Consider the following 16,816-nt stretch of genomic DNA (forward strand, 5'->3'; position numbering starts at 1 on the left):
GCCTCGTCATTCCGGGACGCGCCCCTTGGCGCGGGCCCGGAATCCATAACCACGATCGTGAGTATGGATTCCGGGATCGCTCCGCTTCGCTCGCGCCCCGGAATGACGCGAGGAGAGAGCGTTCAAAGCCCCATTTGCCGCGACGCCAGATCCTTCATGATCTCCTCGGTGCCGCCGCCGATGGCGTTGACCTTGACCTCGCGGTAGATGCGCTCGGCCTTGATGCCGCGCATGAAGCCGGCGCCGCCGAAGATCTGCACGGCCTCCGAGGCGCAGAACGCCATGGTCTGCGTCGCCTGGTTCTTCATCATGCAGATTTCGGCGACCGGGCTCTCGCCCTGCTCGAGCCGCCAGGCCAGCATCTCCAGCATGGCTTGCGATGCCGCCACCTTCTGCGCCATGTCGACGATCTTGTGGCGGATGACCTGGTGCTGCGCGAGCGGCTTGCCGAAGGTCTGGCGTTCTCTGGCGTAGGCGATCGCCTCGTCGAGGCAGACGCGGGCAAAGGCGGTGCAGCTCGCGGCCATGCCCATGCGCTCGCTGTTGAAGTTCTGCATGATGATCCTGAAGCCTTGGCCCTCCTCGCCGATCAGGTTCTCGGCGGGCACGCGGCATGCGTCGAAATGCAGCGTCGCGGTATCGGAGGCCCACCAGCCCATCTTCTTCAGCTTGGTGCGCGACAGGCCGGGCGTGTCGCCTTCGATCAGGAGCAGGCTGACGCCGCCGGCGCCCTCGCCGCCGGTCCGCACCGCAACGGTGAGGTAATCGGCACGCATCCCCGAGGTGATGAAGGTCTTCTCCCCGCTCACGACGTAGTCATCGCCGTCGCGACGCGCCCGGGTGCGCAGGTTCGCAACGTCCGAGCCGCCGCCCGGCTCGGTGATCGCCAGTGCGGAGATCTTCTCGCCTGCCAACACCTGCGGCAGCACGCGCGCCTTCACCTCGGCGCGTGCGGCCCGCGCGATCGGCGGCGAGCCGATCGTATGGCTCATCAGGCTGGCGCTGACGCCGCCTGCGCCGGCGCGCGCAAGCTCCTGGCTCGCCACGATCTTCATGAACTGGTCGGCGGCGATGCCACCATATTCCTCCGGGAATCCAAGTCCCAGCAGGCCGATTCCAGCCGCCTTGCGATAGAGCGTGCGCGGGAATTCGCCGGCTTCGTCCCATTCATGGGCAAAGGGCGCGATCTCCTTCTCGACGAAGCGCCGCATCACGTCGCGGAACGCGTCGTGCTCGGCGGTATAGAACGGGCTCATCATCGCGAGACTTGCCTCGAACGGTTTCGTCTCAGCCACCATGGCTCGAACCTCGGCCGTTCACTTGCGCGGAGTGGCTGATCGGCGCGAACCCTTCGAGCAAGCCAGCAACGCACCCCCCAGCGGATTGCTGTCACAGCGTCAGAAACAACGCGAACGGCTCTTCCACCGTGCGGCGCAAGTGCTTTCGATACAAGGCGTGGTTGGGATCCTCGGGCGCAACCCGGCCCAAGGAAGGTTTTGGGATATTCCTGAGCGGCAGATAGGCGATCGGCGCGGCGATCGGCGTGAGCTGCGAGCCGGGCCCGGCGCGCAGCGTCGAGATGATGCCGTACATCTCGCCTGATACCGTCGGCCGCGACACCGTGATCACGCGGTGCTGGCCGTGCTTGATGATGACGAGGTAGATGAAGCCGGACTGATGCGGAACGGCGACCTCGCCGGTATGCTCGTAGGCGGCATCGGTCCGCTCGCCTTCGCGGAAGACCAGCGACGAGACCTTCGGCTCCCAGGCGATCTCGGTGCGGTAGGCGAAGATCGCGTCCTTGTCGCCGAACGACGGCCGCAGGGTGATGTAGACGTCCTCGAGCCAGGTCACCGCGCGGTGGGCATAGGAGCCGAGGCTGTCGGGCGCGACGTCGTTTGCGGCGGGGGGCGCCGCCGCGACGACATTTTTGCGCAGGGAAACGCCGAGCGCCTGCTCCAGCCGGACTGTCGTCGCCAGCGTGAACGGCCGCCGGCCGCCGAGCACTTTCTCCAGCGTCGACAGGCTCAGCTTGGCCTGCTCGGCCAGCGCCTGCCGCGACATCCGGCGCCGGGCGAGCTCCTCGCGGATGGTCTCGGCGATCTCGCGGCTCTGCTCGTCCGAAAGCTGCTTGTCCGTGAGTTTGTCCTGCATCTGCACCGTCAGCCCCGCTCCAGGCCGGTCACTCTAGCAGGGCGGACAAACCAGCACAAAACCGCACATGACCACCCCGGCCGAAACGAGTCCGGGCCGGCCGCGGCGGAACATTGCCGATCATTCTGCTCGCGAAATCCCGCCCCGCCGGCGGATGCTGAGGACCAGCAAACATGCTTCGGAGCAAGCCAAATGAACGCCTACGACACGGCCGATAGCGACGACCACCCGCTGTTGAGCCGCCTCATCAAGGTCGGACTGTTCCTTCTGGCGCAGGGCATCGCCGTGATGCTGGTCGCCTTCCTGGCCCTGCTGGTGAGTTTCGGGGCGAGCTGGTCGGCGACGACCGAACAGGCCAGCCTGCTCCAGCCCGGCGAAGCACGGTCGGGCAGCCTGCTACTGAAAGAGGACGGCACTACCACGGAGGCGATTCGCCTCGGGACCGATATCGACATCACCGTGTCGGGCCCGACCTTGCGCGCCCGCGTCACGCAAGCATTCCGCAACCCGACCAAGGATTGGGTCGAGGCCACCTACGTCTATCCGCTCGCGGCCGGCGGCGCCGTCGACACACTGAAGATGGTGGTCGGCGACCGCGTCATCATCGGCGACATCAAGGAACGGCAGCAAGCGCGCGTGATCTACGAGGAGGCGCGCCGCGCCGGCCAGAAGGCCGCGCTCACCGAGCAGGAGCGGCCGAACATCTTCACCAACTCGGTCGCCAATATCGGTCCCGGCGAAACCGTGCTGGTGCAGATCGAGTACCAGGAGCCGGTGCATCAAGTCGGCAACGAATATTCGTTGCGCCTGCCGCTCGTGGTCGGGCCGCGCTACAATCCCGCGCCGATCATCCAGAGCGTCGACTTCCGCAAGGACGGCTCGGGCTGGGGCGCGGCGACGTCGGACCCGGTGCCGGATCGCGAGCGCATCTCGCCCCCTGTGCTGGATCCCGCCAAACATGCGCCGCTCAATCCGACCAGCATCATTGTGCGCCTGCAGGCCGGCTTTGCGCTCGGCGAGGTCAAGAGCCACCATCACAACGTCAAGACGGAAAGCCCGGATAACATGACGCGCGTGGTGACGCTCGCCGACGGTGCCGTGCCCGCCGACCGTGATTTCGAGCTGACCTGGAAGCCGGCTGCCGAGACAGCGCCGTCGGTCGGACTGTTCCGCGAGCACATCGGCGATGCCGATTATTTGCTCGCCTTCGTCACCCCGCCGAGCGCCGAGCAGGCGACGCAGAAGCCGCTGCCCCGCGAGGTCGTGTTCGTGATCGACAATTCCGGCTCGATGGGCGGCACGTCCATCGTGCAGGCCAAGGCGAGCCTGCTTTACGCCCTCGGACGCCTGCAGCCGAATGACCGCTTCAACGTGATCCGCTTCGACGACACCATGGACATGCTGTTTCCGGCCGCCGTGCCGGCCGATGCCGCCCATATCGGCGAGGCGACCTCCTTCGTCGGCGCCTTGCAGGCGCGCGGCGGCACCGAGATGGTGCCGGCGATGCGCGCGGCACTGGCCGACAGGCTCGACACCGGCATGGTCCGCCAGGTCGTGTTCCTGACCGACGGCGCGATCGGCAACGAGCAGCAATTGTTCGATGCGATCACGACGATGCGCGGCCGCTCGCGCGTGTTCATGGTCGGCATCGGGTCGGCGCCCAACACCTATCTGATGACCCGTGCCGCCGAGCTCGGCCGCGGCGCCTTCACCCATATCGGCTCCACCGAGCAGGTGGAGGAGCGCATGCGCGGCCTGTTCGCCAAGCTGGAGAATCCGGCCGTGACCGGCCTCACCGCAAGGTTTTCCGAGGCCAATGCCGACGTCAGCCCCGCGATCATTCCCGACGTCTATCGCGACGAGCCCCTGGTGCTGGCGGCGAGGCTCGACAAGCTCGCAGGCTCGCTCGAGATCAAGGGCCGCGTCGGCGGCCGCCCATGGTCGGTGACGCTGCCGCTGCAAAACGCAGCCGAAGGCAAGGGCCTGTCGAAGCTCTGGGCCAGGCGGAAGATCGCCGATGCGGAGGTCGCGCGCACCCTGCGCGAGATGACGCCGGAGGAAGCTGACAAGGCGATCCTGGCGCTGGCGCTCGACCATCAGATCGTCACGCGGCTGACCAGCCTCGTCGCGGTCGACAAGACGCCAAGCCGTCCCGAAGGCGAACCGCTCAAGCTCAGCGAACTGCCGATCAACCTGCCCGCGGGCTGGGACTTCGAGAAGGTGTTTGGCGAGCGGCCGCATCTGACGCCGACGCAGCTGCACGAGCGCCATGCCGATGCGCGCAATCAGCCGGCAACGCGACGGCCGACGCCTGCTACGCCCGATGCGATCCGCCTACCCAAGACCGCGACCTCGGCCGAGCTGAAGATGATCGCGGGTTTTATCCTGATCGTGCTCGCCCTGATCCTGTTCGTGTTCAAGCGGCGTCGGACCTTGCTCACCGACGCCGCTTGAGAGAGGAGCTCCCCGAACTCCTCTGTTAGCGCGCGCGGCTGCCCGTCCCCTCCAAACGGCCGCGCGCGCCTTTTTTCACTGTTATTGCGAGGAGCGAAGCGAAGAAGCAATCCAGACTGCCGCCGCGGAGACAGTCTGGATTGCTTCGCTTCGCTCGCAATGACGGGAGACGAAACACAATGTCCCGCTTCATCTCTCCGCTGGTCCTCGCGCTTGTCGGCCTCATCCTGTTCGGCGACGGCGCCTATATCCACGCCAAGGCGTGGCTGGCGCAGGTGCTGCTGGAGCGCGCCTTCGACAGGAGCATTGCCACGGGACAGGCTGTAAAGCCCTGGTCCTGGGCCGACACCTGGCCGGTCGCGCGGATCGAGGTGAAGCGGATCGGTGCCAGCGCCATCGTGCTGGAAGGCGCGAGCGGACAGGCACTCGCTTTCGGGCCAGGTCATATCCAGCACACGGCTGATGCGGGCGAACGCGGGATTGCCGTCTATGCCGCCCATCGCGACACTCATTTCCGCTTCCTGAAGGATGTTGCCATGGGCGACGTCATCGATGTCACGCGCAGTGACGGTCGACACTTTCGCTATCGCGCGGATTCCTCGGCCGTGGTTCGCTTCGATGCATCCGGCATCGATCCCATGGCACAGGGTTTCGAGCTTGTTCTCGCGACCTGCTGGCCATTCGATGCCGTCACATCCGGCCCCGAGCGCTACATCCTGCATGCGACATTGATTGGCGCCGACGGATAGATCGCCGATCGGACTGACACGCACCGGTGCGCGCTTCATTCCACCACACGGCATACCAGCCACACAGTTGCCAAAGGACTCGCCATAGAACAGAGTGACGCGACACCAATAAGAACAACAGGTGAGGTCACGCCATGGAAGCCCGTGTGTCTGCTGCGCCCGCATCACGTCCATGGTCTCCGCCGCCCGATGCCAGCGACATCGTCAAGGGCATCCACGCAATGCTGCACCCGCACAACATCGTGCTGGTGGGCGCGACCGACAAGCCCGGCAATTATGCCGAGCGCATCTGGAACAATCTGATCAAATATGGTTTCGAAGGCGGGCTCTATCCGGTCAACGCCAAGCGCGATACCGTCTGGGGCGTTCCCTGCTACAAGGATTTTGCGAGTCTTCCGGAGAAGCCCGATCACGTCCTGGTGCTGGTGCCTGCGCGCTTTGCCGTGCAGGTGATCCGCGACGCCGCCGCAGCCGGCGCGCGGTCGGCCACCATCGTCACCTCCGGCTTCAGCGAGCTGCAGGATGACGAAAGCCAGAAGCTCGCTGCCGAATTGCAGGCTGCGGTGCGCGAGACGGGGCTCGCGGTCACGGGCCCGAACTGCCTCGGCAATTTGAGCGCCGGCGAAAAGCTCTTCACCAATATCGACGATCGCATCGTCACCATGGAGCAGGGCGCGGTGGCGATCGCCGGCCAATCCGGCGCGATCGTCATGGCGATCCGCCAGACGCTGGAAGACCGGGGTGTCGGCGTCGGCTACATGGTGACCACGGGCAACGAGGCCGGGCTCGAGACGCCGGATCTGATGCGCTACTTCGCCGAGGATCCGAGCATCAAGGTGATCGTCGTCTACCTCGAAGGCGTGCGCAACACCAAGGCGTTCCGCGATGCCTGCAAGGCGGCACGCGCGGCGAGCAAGCCCGTGATCGCGCTCAAGCTCGGCGCCTCCGAAGGCGGCCGCGCCGCGGCGATGGCCCATACCGGCGCACTCGCCGGCTCGATCGAGACGTTCGACGCGATCGCGACGCGCGAAGGGGTGATCCGGGTCGGCGGCCTCGACGAGCTGATCGAGACCACCGAGTGCTTCGTGCACGCGGCCGTTCCGAAAGGCGACCGGCTCGCCGCTGTGACGCTGTCCGGCGGCAAGCGCGGCATGCTGATCGACGCATTCTATGCCGCAGGCCTGAATTTCACGCCGCTGAGCCCGCATGTCAGCGCGGAGCTGGCGAAGATGCTCGGCCCCGGCTCGATCGTCGGCAATCCGCTCGATGCCGGCTTCGCCGCAGTGGTCGATCCCTCCGTCTACATGAAGTCGATCAAGCTGATGATCGACGACCCCGATATCGACATCGTCATCGTCGATGCCGAGCTGCCGAAGGCGCCGCACGAGCTGCGCGAGCGCAATTTGCGCATCGTCAACGAGATGGCGAGCCAGGCGGGCAAGCCGGTGATCTACATCAGTGCGATGTCGATCGGCTTCACCGAATACACCAAGGGCTTGCGGAAGTCGCTGCCGCATCTCGCGGTCATGCAGGGCATGGACCGCGCGGTGACCGCGATCAAGTCGCTGCTCGCCTATGCGAAGCTGCGCAAGGAGGTGCCCGATATCGTCTCGAGCTCGAAACCCGCCGCCCGCGCCGTGCTGGAGAAGACGTTGAAATCGGCGACCGGTGCTGCGCTCGACGAGGTCGCCTCGAAGAAGCTGCTCAAGGCCTACGGCATCCCGATCTCGAAGGAGGCGATCGCACAGACCGCGGCGGACGCCGTGAAGATTGCGAAGCAGATCGGTTTTCCGGTCGTGGCAAAACTCGTCAGTGCGGAGATCCTGCACAAGTCCGACATCGGCGGCGTGGTGCTGAACCTCAACAGCGCAGCCGAGGTGAAGAAGGCGTTCGCCGACATCACCGCGCGCGTGGCGAAGCTCAAGGGCAAGCCGAAGCTCGACGGCATCCTGATCGCACAGCAAGTCAAGGCCGAGCTCGAGCTCGTCGTCGGCGCCTCGCTCGATGCAGAGATGGGCCCGGTCGTGCTGTTCGGCACCGGCGGCATCGATATCGAGCTGATGAAGGACGTCGCGCTCGCCGGCGCGCCGCTGGATGAGAGCGAGGCACGGCTCCTGATCGGCCGCACCAAGGCCGGCGTCAAGATGCGCGGCTATCGCGGCAGGCCGGACTTGCACGAGGCCTCGGCGGTGAAGGCGCTGGTCGGGCTGTCCAACCTGATCGCGGATGCGGGCGATCGCATCGCCTCGATCGACATCAACCCGTTCCTGATCAACACCAGGACGGGCGTGGCCGTCGATGCCCTGATCGTGCTGAACAATGCTGCGGCAAAGCGGGCGGCCGGGCATTGACGTCGCGCCGTGCCGTAGGGTGGATTAGCGCAGCGTAATCCACCAATTCATCCCCAGGCGTACGAGAGATGGTGGCGGGTTACGCTTCGCTAACCCGCCCTACGTAACATCGCGGGCTCCTTCCAACTTCCCCGCTTTGGCCGTAAAATCGCCCCTGCATGGCACGCGCGAGCAATCTTGTGATCGGAACGGCAACGCTGGCGGCGATCGCCGTGGCGTTCGGCGGCCTGCTCGGCGCGCAGAAATGGCGCACCATCCAGAGCCGCAGCCAGTTGCGCGTGGTGTTCGAGGGCGGCTCCGCCAGCGGGCTGCGCCGCGGCGGGCCGGTCAATTTCGACGGCGTGCCCGCCGGCCAGATCCTGTCGATCAAGCTGGATAGTCCGCGCAGGATCGTGGCACTCGTCATGCTCGACAACACCGCGCCGATCCGCAAGGACACCGTGGCCGGAATCGAGTTCCAGGGCCTCACCGGCATTGCCGCGATCTCACTCATCGGCGGCGCCCCCTCTGCACCGCCGGTGCCGCTGGACGCGGACGGCATCCCGGTGCTGACGGCCGATCTCAGCGACGCCGAAACCATCGTCGAAACTCTGCACAGCGTCGACCGCACCATCGTGAACAACGCCCCCGCAATCAAGGAGGGCCTGCACACGTTCGAGACCTATACCGCCGACCTAAGGAGCAAGGGCGCCGAGATCGATTCGGTCATGGCCAAGGTCGACAGCGCCTTTGCGGGCTTCGACAAGGCGGTCGCCAAGATCGAGGGCGCGGTGCCGGGCTTCGTCGACGGCAAGGCCGACGAGCTGTTCGAGAAGATCCAGGGACTGCACGAGCTTGCCGGCACCATGAAGAAGAAATCGGCGGCCTACCTCGACGACATTCGCCGCTCGCTGCTCGACGTCAGCGAGGCCGCCAACAAGATGAGCGGCACGCCGGCGCCGCCGCGGCCCCCGCGCAGGCCCACCGAGCAGAAGCGGTAACGCCTCTTTCTTACCCTCCACTGGAGGGGGAGGGTCGGCTCACATGGAGCGTAGCGAAATGTGAGACGGGGTGGGGTGACGGTCTCTCCCCATCCAACAGCGCCCGAGAGGAGGGATCACCCCACCCCGCTCGCGCTACGCGCGATCAACCCTCCCCCTCCAGGGGAGGGTAAGGCGGAATCGGCGACGGCTCAGTAATTGCCGGCCGCCGCGCCGTTCGGAATGCCGTCGATCGGGCATTCCTCGGTACCTGGAGTCGCGCGGGTCATTGCCTCGACCATGTCGCGCGTGCCTTCGGGATCCCTGATCCAGTTCTTGTAGAAATCATACGGGCACGCAGCGAGGCCGCGCGGGCTGTCGCCGGAATTGATCATGCCGGTATAGCCGCGGTGAACCAGCTTGTAGAGATGGTTCTGCGACTGGCCGTTGCGGCGCGCGTCGCGGATCAGGTGTTTCGACAGCTGGGCGTACTGGATGCCGTAATCCTCCTCGCCGCATTCGCCGAGCGTGCGGCCGTCGAAACCGATGATCGCGGAGTGGCCGAAATAGGAGTAGACGCCGTCGAAGCCGGCGGCATTGGCGACCGCGACATAGACGTTGTTGGCCCAGGCCATCGCCTTGGAGATCATGACCTGCTGCTCCTTGGCCGGATACATGTAGCCCTGGCAGCGCACGATCAGCTCCGCGCCCTTCATGGCGCAGTCGCGCCAGATCTCGGGATAATTGCCGTCGTCGCAGATGATCAGGCTGACCTTCAGACCCTTGGGCCCCTCGGAGACATAGGTGCAATTGCCGGGGTACCAGCCTTCGATCGGCACCCAGGGCATGATCTTGCGATACTTCTGCACGATCTCGCCCTTATCGTTCATCAGGATCAGGGTGTTGTAGGGCGCCTTGTGCGGATGCTCCTCGTGACGCTCGCCGGTGAGCGAGAAAACGCCCCACACTTTGGCCTTGCGGCAGGCCTCGGCGAAGATCGCGGTCTCCTCGCCCGGCACCATCGAGGCCGTCTCGTACATCTCCTTGGCATCGTACATGATGCCTTGCGTGGAATATTCCGGGAAGATCACGAGATCCATGCCGGGCAGCCCGACCTTCATGCCGACGATCATGTCGGCGATCTTGCGGGCGTTGTCGAGCACCTCGGCCTTGGTGTGCAGGCGGGGCATCTTGTAATTGACCACCGCGACGCCGACCGTGTCGTTGCTGCTGGAGATGTCACCGTGAAGCATGTGGAGCGCTCCTGTTGTCTGATGCTGGCGTGGGTTAGTGGCTGATCATCCAGGGGCGTGCGGTCGGAAAGCCCTTGGCGCCGCTTTTGGTCTTGGTCATCAGCCGCGCCGGCTTTTTCCTGTCCGCCGCGCTCTTGTCCTTCACGGTCTTGCCCGAGGAGCAGCAGCCGCAGCCCGGGCCGTGCGAGGCCTTGTATTGCGCCAGCGTCTGCGGCGCGTGCGTGCTGCGTTCGTTGACGGCGTGCGCCTTGCGCTTCTCCGCCGGCATGCAGAAGAAGTTCGGCGCCGTCAGGATGACGCGGGGCGCCATCGTCTCGCAGTGTGGGCAGCTCTGCGGATCGTCGCATTCCGCCATCGGGCGCAGGTCCTTGAAGGGACCGCAGTCGTCACAGAGATATTCGTAGACCGGCATCGCATCACCTACGCTCTTGCCTGTTCACACAACTCGCTGCCACCGCGCGTCGGGGACAGCCCCTCACCCCGAACCCTCTCCCCGTGAGAACGGGGAGAGGGGGCGCGGCGTCACTTGTCCGGCGAGATCGGCATCTGAATGTCGCCGGTGATGTGCTTGATGGGCCCGGCCGCCGACGGCATCACGTCGAAGTCGAAGATCTCGGTCGGCAGCCATAGCGTGGCGCAGGCGTTGGGCACGTCGACGACGCCGGAGATGTGGCCCTGACACGGCGCGGTGCCGAGGATCGAATAGGCCTGGGCGCCGGAATAGCCGAACTTCTTGAGATACTCGATCGCATTCAAGCAGGCCTGGCGATAGGCGACGTGGACGTCGAGATAATGCTGCTTGCCGGCCTCGTCCACCGAGATGCCCTCGAAGATCAGATAGTCCTTGTAGTTCGGCGTGATCGGCGACGGCTTGAAGATCGGATTCTTGATGCCGTACTTCGACATGCCGTCTTTGATCACTTCCACCTTCAGGTGGAGCCAGCCGGCCATCTCGATCGCACCGCAGAAGGTGATCTCGCCGTCGCCTTGGCTGAAGTGCAGGTCGCCCATCGAAAGACCCGCGCCGGGGACGTAGACCGGGAAGTAGATCTTCGAGCCGCGCGAGAGATCCTTGATGTCGCAATTGCCGCCATGCTCGCGCGGCGGCACGGTGCGCGCACCCTCGGCGCCGATCTTGGCTTTCACATCGCCCTTGGCGCGGCCGCCATGGGCGGTCGGCGCGAACGGCGGATTGGCAAGGCCGGGCACGCGGGTCGGGTTGGTCGAGATCAGCTCGGCCTCGCGCTTATTCCAGGTGTCCAGCATCTTCGGATCGGGCAGACAGCCGATCAGGCCGGGATGGATCAGACCGGCAAAGTTGACGCCGGGCACGTGACGCGACGAGGTGTAGAGACCTTTGATGTCCCAGATCGACTTCTGCGCCAGCGGGAAATGGTCGGTGAGGAAGCCGCCGCCGTTCTGCTTGGAGAAGAAGCCGTTGAAGCCCCACAGGCTCTCCTTGAGCGGACCGACGTCGAGCAGGTCGACGACGAGAAGGTCGCCGGACTCGGCGCCCTTGACGCCGATCGGGCCGGAGAGGAAGTGCACGATCGACAGGTCGATGTCGCGCACGTCGTCGGCGGAATCGTTGTTCTTGATGAAGCCGCCGGTCCAGTCATAGGTCTCGATGATGAAATCGTCGCCGGGATTGACCCAGGCCACGATCGGGATGTCGGGGTGCCAGCGGTTGTGCACCATGTCGTTTTCATAGGCCGACTTGGTGAGATCGACCTTGATCAGTGTCTCTGGCATCGAGATGCTCCCCTTTTACACGGTTGGTTAGACGGACAGATATTTCGAGACCTGCGCGGCATCGACGGCATCGCGCGGATCATCGCGCACGATCTCGCCGTTCTCGATCACCAGCACGCGATCGGCGATGTCGAGCGCGAAACTGAGGACCTGCTCGGACACGACGATCGACAGCCCCTTCTCGTCGCGGATGCGCTTCAACGTGCGCGCCATCTCCTTGATGATCGAGGGCTGGATGCCTTCGGTCGGCTCGTCCAGCAGCAGCACCTTCGGCTTGGTGGCGAGCGCGCGCGCGATCGCCAATTGTTGCTGTTGCCCGCCGGAGAGATTGCCGCCACGGCGGCCCTTCATCTCCAGCAGCACCGGGAACAGTTCGTAGATGTCGTCAGGCACCTCGGAGCCGCCGGAGACGACGAGCCCGGTCTCGATGTTCTCCTTCACCGTCATGGTGGAGAAGATCATGCGGCCCTGCGGCACGTAGGCGAGACCCTTGGCGACGCGCTCAAAGCTCTTGAGGTTGCCGAGCTCGGCGCCATCCATGTTCACCGAGCCGCTCTTGGCCGGCAGGATGCCCATCAGCGACTTCATCAGCGTAGTCTTGCCCATGCCGTTGCGGCCCATGATCGCAACGATCTCGTTCGCCGCGACCTTGACGTTGAGCCCGTGCAGCACCTCGCTCTGGCCGTAGGCGACGTGGAGATCGGAAATAGCCAGCATCAGCCTGCTCCTTGCTTCTTGCGCATGATCTTGTCCGGAAACCGGACGCCACTTTCCGGGATCATGCGCTAGTGACCGAGGTACACTTCGATGACCTTGGGATCGTTCTTCACCTTCTCCATCGTCCCCTCCGAGAGGATCTGGCCCTGGTGCAGCACGGTGACCTTGTGCGCGATGTCCTCGACGAACTTCATGTCGTGCTCGATCACCAGCACCGAACGGTTCTTGATGATGCGGTTGAGCAGCTCGGCGGTCTTGGCGCGCTCGGACACGCTCATGCCGGCGACGGGCTCGTCGAGCATCAAGAGGTCGGGATCCTGGATCAGCAGCATGCCGATCTCGAGCCACTGCTTCTGGCCGTGGCTGAGCTCGTCGGCATAGGTGTTGAGCTTGTCCTTGAGGAAGATCATCTCCGCGACCTCCTCGACCCGCTCCTTCACCAGCTGGTCGCGCTGGAAGGTCAGAGAGCCGAACACGGTGCGGCCGCGCGGAAACGAGATCTCGAGGTTCTCGAATACGGTGAGATCCTCGAACACCGACGGCGTCTGGAACTTGCGCCCGACGCCGGTCTGCACGATCTCGTTCTCCTTCATCTTCGTGAGCTCCTTGCCACGAAACTGGATCGAGCCCGAGGTCGCCTTGGTCTTGCCGCAGATCAGATCGAGCACCGTGGTCTTGCCGGCGCCGTTGGGGCCGATGATGACGCGGATCTCGTTCTCCTCGACATAGAAGGAGAGGTCGTTGACCGCCTTGAACCCGTCGAACGAGACGGTGAGGCCGGAGACCGCGAGCAGGAAGTCCTTGGGCTGATGACCGATGAGCATGATCGCCTCCTCACTCTGCCGGCGCGCCGTCGGCGACGGAATTGTCGGTCCAGTTCTCCTTCGCCTTGCGCGAGGCGAACAGCCGGTCGATGCGCGGCTGCACGTAATCGGCCCAGAGCCCGGACAAGCCGTTCGGGAAAGCAAGCACGACCGCGATGAACAGCGCGCCGAGGCCGAACAGCCAGAGTTGCGGGAAGGATTCCGACAGGCTGGTCTTGGCGAAGTTCACCAGGATCGCGCCCCAGACCGCGCCGAAGATCGACATCCGCCCGCCGACCGCGGTGTAGATCACCATCTCGATCGACGGCACGATGCCGACGAAGGACGGCGACATGAAGCCGACATTGAGCGCGAACATGGCGCCGCCGATCGCGGCGAAGACCGCGGCCATGCAGAAGGCAAAGATCTTGAAATTGGCGACGCTGTAGCCGGAGAAGCGGACGCGGTCCTCCTGCTCGCGCATCGCCACCAGGATGCGGCCGAGCTTGGTCAGGCGGATGAACTGCGCGATGCCGATGCAGGCGAACAGCAGCACCACCTCGACGAAGTACAGGATGATCTTGGCGTGATCGGGCCGGATGTCCCAACCCTTCAGCGTGCGCAGATCGGTCATGCCGTTGATGCCGCCGGTATAGCCCTGCTGGCCGACGATGAGGATGGTCAGGATGGCGGCGACGGCCTGGGTGATGATCGCGAAATAGGTGCCGCCGACGCGGCGCTTGAACATCGCGGTGCCGATGATCAGAGCGAAAAGGCCGGGCACCATGATGATGGCGAGGATGGTGAAGGTGAGGCTGTGAAACGGCTGCCAGAAGAACGGCAGCGCCGTGATCTGATTCCAGTCCATGAAATCGGGGATGCCGGGCGTCGACTGGATCTTGGTGTTCTCGACGCTTGAGGCCTCGAGCTTGAGGAACATCGCCATGCAATAGCCGCCGAGGCCGAAGAACACGCCCTGCCCCAGGCTCAAGATGCCGCCGTAGCCCCAGCACAGCACGAGGCCGATCGCGACGAAGGCGTAGGTCAAATATTTCGCGACCAGATTGAGGCGGAACACGTCGAGCGTCAGCGGCAGGATCACGAACAGCACGGCGGCCAGCGCAATGAAGCCCATCAGTTCGGATCGGTTGAAGAAGCGTGAGTTGATGATCATGACTTGCCTGCTTCTCGTTATTTGCGGACCTTGAGGGCGAACAGACCCTGCGGCCGCAGCATCAGGATGCCGACGACGGCGAGCAGCGTGAGCACCTTGGCCATCGAGCCCGACATGAAGAACTCGAGCGTCGATTGCGTCTGCGAGATCGAGAAGGCCGAGGCGATGGTGCCGAGCAGGCTGGCGGCGCCGCCGAACACGACGACGAGGAAAGTGTCGACGATGTAGAGCTGGCCCGACGTCGGCCCGGTCGAGCCGATCATGGTGAAGGCGCTGCCGGCGACACCGGCGATGCCGCAGCCAAGGCCGAAGGTGTAGCGGTCGACCTTCTCGGTGTTGATGCCAACCGCGCCGGCCATGATGCGGTTCTGCACGACCGCGCGCACCTGGCGGCCCCAGCGCGACATGTAGAGGACGTAGGCGACGGCGATGGTGATCAGCACGGTGAGGCACATCACGAAGACGCCGTTGATCGGCACCTCGATGCTGTCGGTGACGCGGAGCGAGCCCAGCATCCATTGCGGCAGCTCGACGCCGACCTCGCGCGCGCCAAACACCGAGCGATAGGCCTGCTGCAGCATCAGGCTGAGGCCCCAGGTGGCGAGCAGCGTATCGAGCGGGCGCTTGTAGAGGTGCCGTATCAACCCCCATTCCACCAGCATGCCCAGCGCGCCCGAGGCGAGGAAGGCCAGTATCATGGCGAGGAAGAAGTAGCCGCTGAACAGGCTCGGCAAATAGGCCTGGAAGAGATTGGAGGTCATCCAGGTGACGTAGGCCCCGAGGATCATGAACTCGCCATGGGCCATGTTGATGACGCCCATCTGGCCGAAGATGATCGCAAGGCCGAGCGCCATCAGGACATAGACGGAGAACAGGATCAGTCCGGCGAACCCCTGCATGACGAAGATCGAGCCGAGGTCGCCAATCGAATAGTCGCCGAACATCCATGTCCTCCGTCGGGAAAGGGTCCCGCGTCGCGAGCAGGTTCGCGACGCGGGGGCTTGAGGCATGGACTTGCGATCCACGCCAGGGAGCGGTTTTGCCTTGAGGGGGTGCGACGGGCGCCGCGACTTACCGGTAACGCTTCTTACTGGTAACCCTTCGGGAACGGATCCGGCTCGACGAGATCGGCGGTCTCGTAGATCAACTCGAACTGGCCATCGAGCTTGGCGCGCCCCACCCGGGTCTTCGACCAGAGGTGATGGTTCTCGTGGATGCGCACATAGCCTTCCGGCGCGCCCTTGAACTCGACACCCGTAGAAGCCGTGGCGATCTTGTCGACGTCGAAAGAGCCGGCCTTTTCGACCGTCAGCTTCCACAGCCACGGGCCGAGATAGGCAGCCTGGGTGACGTCTCCGATCACGGTCTTCTCGCCCCACATCTTCTTGAACGCCGAGACGAAAGCCTTGTTGTTCGCATTGTCGAGCGACTGGAAGTACTTCATGCAGGCATAGGCGCCCGCGATGTTCTCGCCGCCGATACCGTCGATCTCGTCCTCGGTCACCGAGATCGTCAGCAGTGCCTGCTTGGAGAGATCGATGCCGGCCGCCTTGAGCTGCTTGTAGAAGGCGACGTTGGAGCCGCCGACGACGTCGGTGAAGATCACGTCCGGCTTGGTCAGCTTGATCTTGTTGATGACCGAATTGAACTGCGTCGAGCCGAGCGCATAATATTCCTCGCCGACCACTTTGCCCTTGAGCACGTTCTCGACGTGCTTGCGCGCGATCTTGTTGGAGGTGCGCGGCCAGATGTAATCCGAGCCGATGAAGAAGAAGGACTTGGCGCCCTTCTCCTTGGCGATCCAGTTCAGGCCGGCGAGAATCTGCTGGGTCGCTTCCTGGCCGGTATAGATGACGTTCTTGGACTGCTCGAGGCCTTCGTAGAAGGTCGGGTAGTACAGCATACCGTTATACTGCTCGACGACCGGCAGCACCGCCTTGCGCGAGGCCGAGGTCCAGCAGCCCATGATTGCCGCGACCTTGTCATTGACGAGGAGCTTCTTCGCCTTCTCGGCGAAGGTCGGCCAGTCCGACGCGCCGTCCTCCTGGATGAACTTGATCTTGCGGCCGAGCACGCCGCCAGCCGCGTTGATCTGCTCGATCGCGAGCTTTTCGGCCTGGATCGACCCGGTTTCGGAGATCGCCATCGTGCCGGTCGCCGAATGCAGGATGCCGACCGTGACCTCGGTGTCGGTGACCGCCAGTCCCGTGGTGTTGACCGCCGAGGTTGCCGGGGCCTGCGCAAATGACCCGCGCGGCAGCATGGTGATGGCCGGCACCGCAGCCATTCCCATCAATAATTTGCGCCGCAGCGGCGACAACAGGCCCTTGTTTGCTTCGTCTGACATGAGCACCCCACTTTTGTTCGAGAACACGATTGGCGCCCGTGAGGATGGCTCGGAACTATGCAGCGCGCGCATACGCAAGATCGCGTATACTGCACCGCAAAAT

Annotated in this window: 14 protein-coding genes; 4 read left to right on the top strand and 10 right to left on the bottom strand. The window is 64.4% G+C overall.

The annotated features are described in order from the left end of the window. Positions 1–122: 122 nt before the first annotated feature. Entirely contained in the window at positions 123–1,259 is a 1,137-nt protein-coding gene (locus tag I6F09_RS32970; protein WP_225189897.1) for an acyl-CoA dehydrogenase family protein, read from the bottom strand. A 130-nt stretch (positions 1,260–1,389) separates the two neighbouring features. Further along, the gene (locus I6F09_RS32975; RefSeq protein WP_225189871.1) at positions 1,390–2,160 is read right to left on the bottom strand and encodes a helix-turn-helix transcriptional regulator; all 771 of its coding nucleotides are present in this window, start codon (positions 2,158–2,160) and stop codon (positions 1,390–1,392) included. A 186-nt stretch (positions 2,161–2,346) separates the two neighbouring features. On the opposite strand from I6F09_RS32975, the gene I6F09_RS32980 reads away from it, so the two are divergent. The 4 genes from I6F09_RS32980 to I6F09_RS32995 all read left to right on the top strand — a co-directional run bounded on the left by I6F09_RS32980 (position 2,347) and on the right by I6F09_RS32995 (position 8,688). Then, the gene (locus tag I6F09_RS32980; RefSeq protein WP_225189872.1) at positions 2,347–4,608 is read left to right on the top strand and encodes a marine proteobacterial sortase target protein; all 2,262 of its coding nucleotides are present in this window, start codon (positions 2,347–2,349) and stop codon (positions 4,606–4,608) included. Between the two features lie 179 nt (positions 4,609–4,787). Continuing rightward, positions 4,788–5,357, top strand: coding sequence for a class GN sortase (locus tag I6F09_RS32985; protein WP_225189873.1), 570 nt, complete (start codon positions 4,788–4,790; stop codon positions 5,355–5,357). 134 nt (positions 5,358–5,491) lie between these two features. Further along, entirely contained in the window at positions 5,492–7,708 is a 2,217-nt protein-coding gene (locus I6F09_RS32990) for an acetate--CoA ligase family protein (RefSeq protein ID WP_225157965.1), read from the top strand. 158 nt (positions 7,709–7,866) lie between these two features. Then, entirely contained in the window at positions 7,867–8,688 is an 822-nt protein-coding gene (locus I6F09_RS32995) for an MlaD family protein (RefSeq protein WP_036002108.1), read from the top strand. Positions 8,689–8,879: 191 nt separating this feature from the next. On the opposite strand, the gene I6F09_RS33000 is transcribed toward I6F09_RS32995, so the two are convergent. The 8 genes from I6F09_RS33000 to urtA all read right to left on the bottom strand — a co-directional run bounded on the left by I6F09_RS33000 (position 8,880) and on the right by urtA (position 16,713). Continuing rightward, the gene (locus I6F09_RS33000; protein WP_225189874.1) at positions 8,880–9,920 is read right to left on the bottom strand and encodes an aliphatic amidase; all 1,041 of its coding nucleotides are present in this window, start codon (positions 9,918–9,920) and stop codon (positions 8,880–8,882) included. Positions 9,921–9,954: 34 nt separating this feature from the next. Next, complete coding sequence (locus I6F09_RS33005; RefSeq protein WP_036002114.1) at positions 9,955–10,332, bottom strand: zinc ribbon domain-containing protein; 378 nt, start codon at positions 10,330–10,332, stop codon at positions 9,955–9,957. Positions 10,333–10,442: 110 nt separating this feature from the next. Beyond that, the gene (fmdA, locus tag I6F09_RS33010; RefSeq protein WP_225189875.1) at positions 10,443–11,672 is read right to left on the bottom strand and encodes a formamidase; all 1,230 of its coding nucleotides are present in this window, start codon (positions 11,670–11,672) and stop codon (positions 10,443–10,445) included. Between the two features lie 27 nt (positions 11,673–11,699). Continuing rightward, positions 11,700–12,389 (bottom strand): urea ABC transporter ATP-binding subunit UrtE, encoded by a 690-nt coding sequence (gene urtE / locus I6F09_RS33015; RefSeq protein WP_036002119.1) that lies wholly within the window; start codon positions 12,387–12,389, stop codon positions 11,700–11,702. 68 nt (positions 12,390–12,457) lie between these two features. Beyond that, the gene (urtD, locus tag I6F09_RS33020; protein WP_057025953.1) at positions 12,458–13,213 is read right to left on the bottom strand and encodes an urea ABC transporter ATP-binding protein UrtD; all 756 of its coding nucleotides are present in this window, start codon (positions 13,211–13,213) and stop codon (positions 12,458–12,460) included. A gap of 10 nt (positions 13,214–13,223) precedes the next feature. Continuing rightward, a complete protein-coding gene (gene urtC / locus I6F09_RS33025) occupies positions 13,224–14,366 on the bottom strand; it encodes an urea ABC transporter permease subunit UrtC (protein WP_225189876.1) in 1,143 nt (380 codons plus the stop codon). Between the two features lie 17 nt (positions 14,367–14,383). After that, positions 14,384–15,310 (bottom strand): urea ABC transporter permease subunit UrtB, encoded by a 927-nt coding sequence (urtB, locus tag I6F09_RS33030; RefSeq protein WP_036002129.1) that lies wholly within the window; start codon positions 15,308–15,310, stop codon positions 14,384–14,386. A gap of 143 nt (positions 15,311–15,453) precedes the next feature. Further along, positions 15,454–16,713, bottom strand: coding sequence for an urea ABC transporter substrate-binding protein (gene urtA, locus I6F09_RS33035; protein ID WP_036002134.1), 1,260 nt, complete (start codon positions 16,711–16,713; stop codon positions 15,454–15,456). Positions 16,714–16,816 lie beyond the last annotated feature (103 nt).

The organism is Bradyrhizobium sp. IC3195, assembly GCF_020193585.1.
Lineage (GTDB): Bacteria > Pseudomonadota > Alphaproteobacteria > Rhizobiales > Xanthobacteraceae > Bradyrhizobium > Bradyrhizobium yuanmingense.

Excerpts from the sequence above, each read along its gene's own strand:
- urtC (WP_225189876.1), bottom strand. The coding sequence starts at position 14,366 with ATGATCATCAACTCACGCTTCTTCAACCGATCCGAACTGATGGGCTTC.
- I6F09_RS32970 (WP_225189897.1), bottom strand. The coding sequence starts at position 1,259 with ATGATGAGCCCGTTCTATACCGCCGAGCACGACGCGTTCCGCGACGTG.
- I6F09_RS33000 (WP_225189874.1), bottom strand. The coding sequence starts at position 9,920 with ATGCTTCACGGTGACATCTCCAGCAGCAACGACACGGTCGGCGTCGCG.
- fmdA (WP_225189875.1), bottom strand. The coding sequence starts at position 11,672 with ATGCCAGAGACACTGATCAAGGTCGATCTCACCAAGTCGGCCTATGAA.
- urtB (WP_036002129.1), bottom strand. The coding sequence starts at position 15,310 with ATGTTCGGCGACTATTCGATTGGCGACCTCGGCTCGATCTTCGTCATG.
- I6F09_RS32980 (WP_225189872.1), top strand. The coding sequence starts at position 2,347 with ATGAACGCCTACGACACGGCCGATAGCGACGACCACCCGCTGTTGAGC.
- urtE (WP_036002119.1), bottom strand. The coding sequence starts at position 12,389 with ATGCTGGCTATTTCCGATCTCCACGTCGCCTACGGCCAGAGCGAGGTG.
- I6F09_RS32995 (WP_036002108.1), top strand. The coding sequence starts at position 7,867 with ATGGCACGCGCGAGCAATCTTGTGATCGGAACGGCAACGCTGGCGGCG.
- urtA (WP_036002134.1), bottom strand. The coding sequence starts at position 16,713 with ATGTCAGACGAAGCAAACAAGGGCCTGTTGTCGCCGCTGCGGCGCAAA.
- I6F09_RS33005 (WP_036002114.1), bottom strand. The coding sequence starts at position 10,332 with ATGCCGGTCTACGAATATCTCTGTGACGACTGCGGTCCCTTCAAGGAC.
- I6F09_RS32990 (WP_225157965.1), top strand. The coding sequence starts at position 5,492 with ATGGAAGCCCGTGTGTCTGCTGCGCCCGCATCACGTCCATGGTCTCCG.
- urtD (WP_057025953.1), bottom strand. The coding sequence starts at position 13,213 with ATGCTCATCGGTCATCAGCCCAAGGACTTCCTGCTCGCGGTCTCCGGC.
- I6F09_RS32985 (WP_225189873.1), top strand. The coding sequence starts at position 4,788 with ATGTCCCGCTTCATCTCTCCGCTGGTCCTCGCGCTTGTCGGCCTCATC.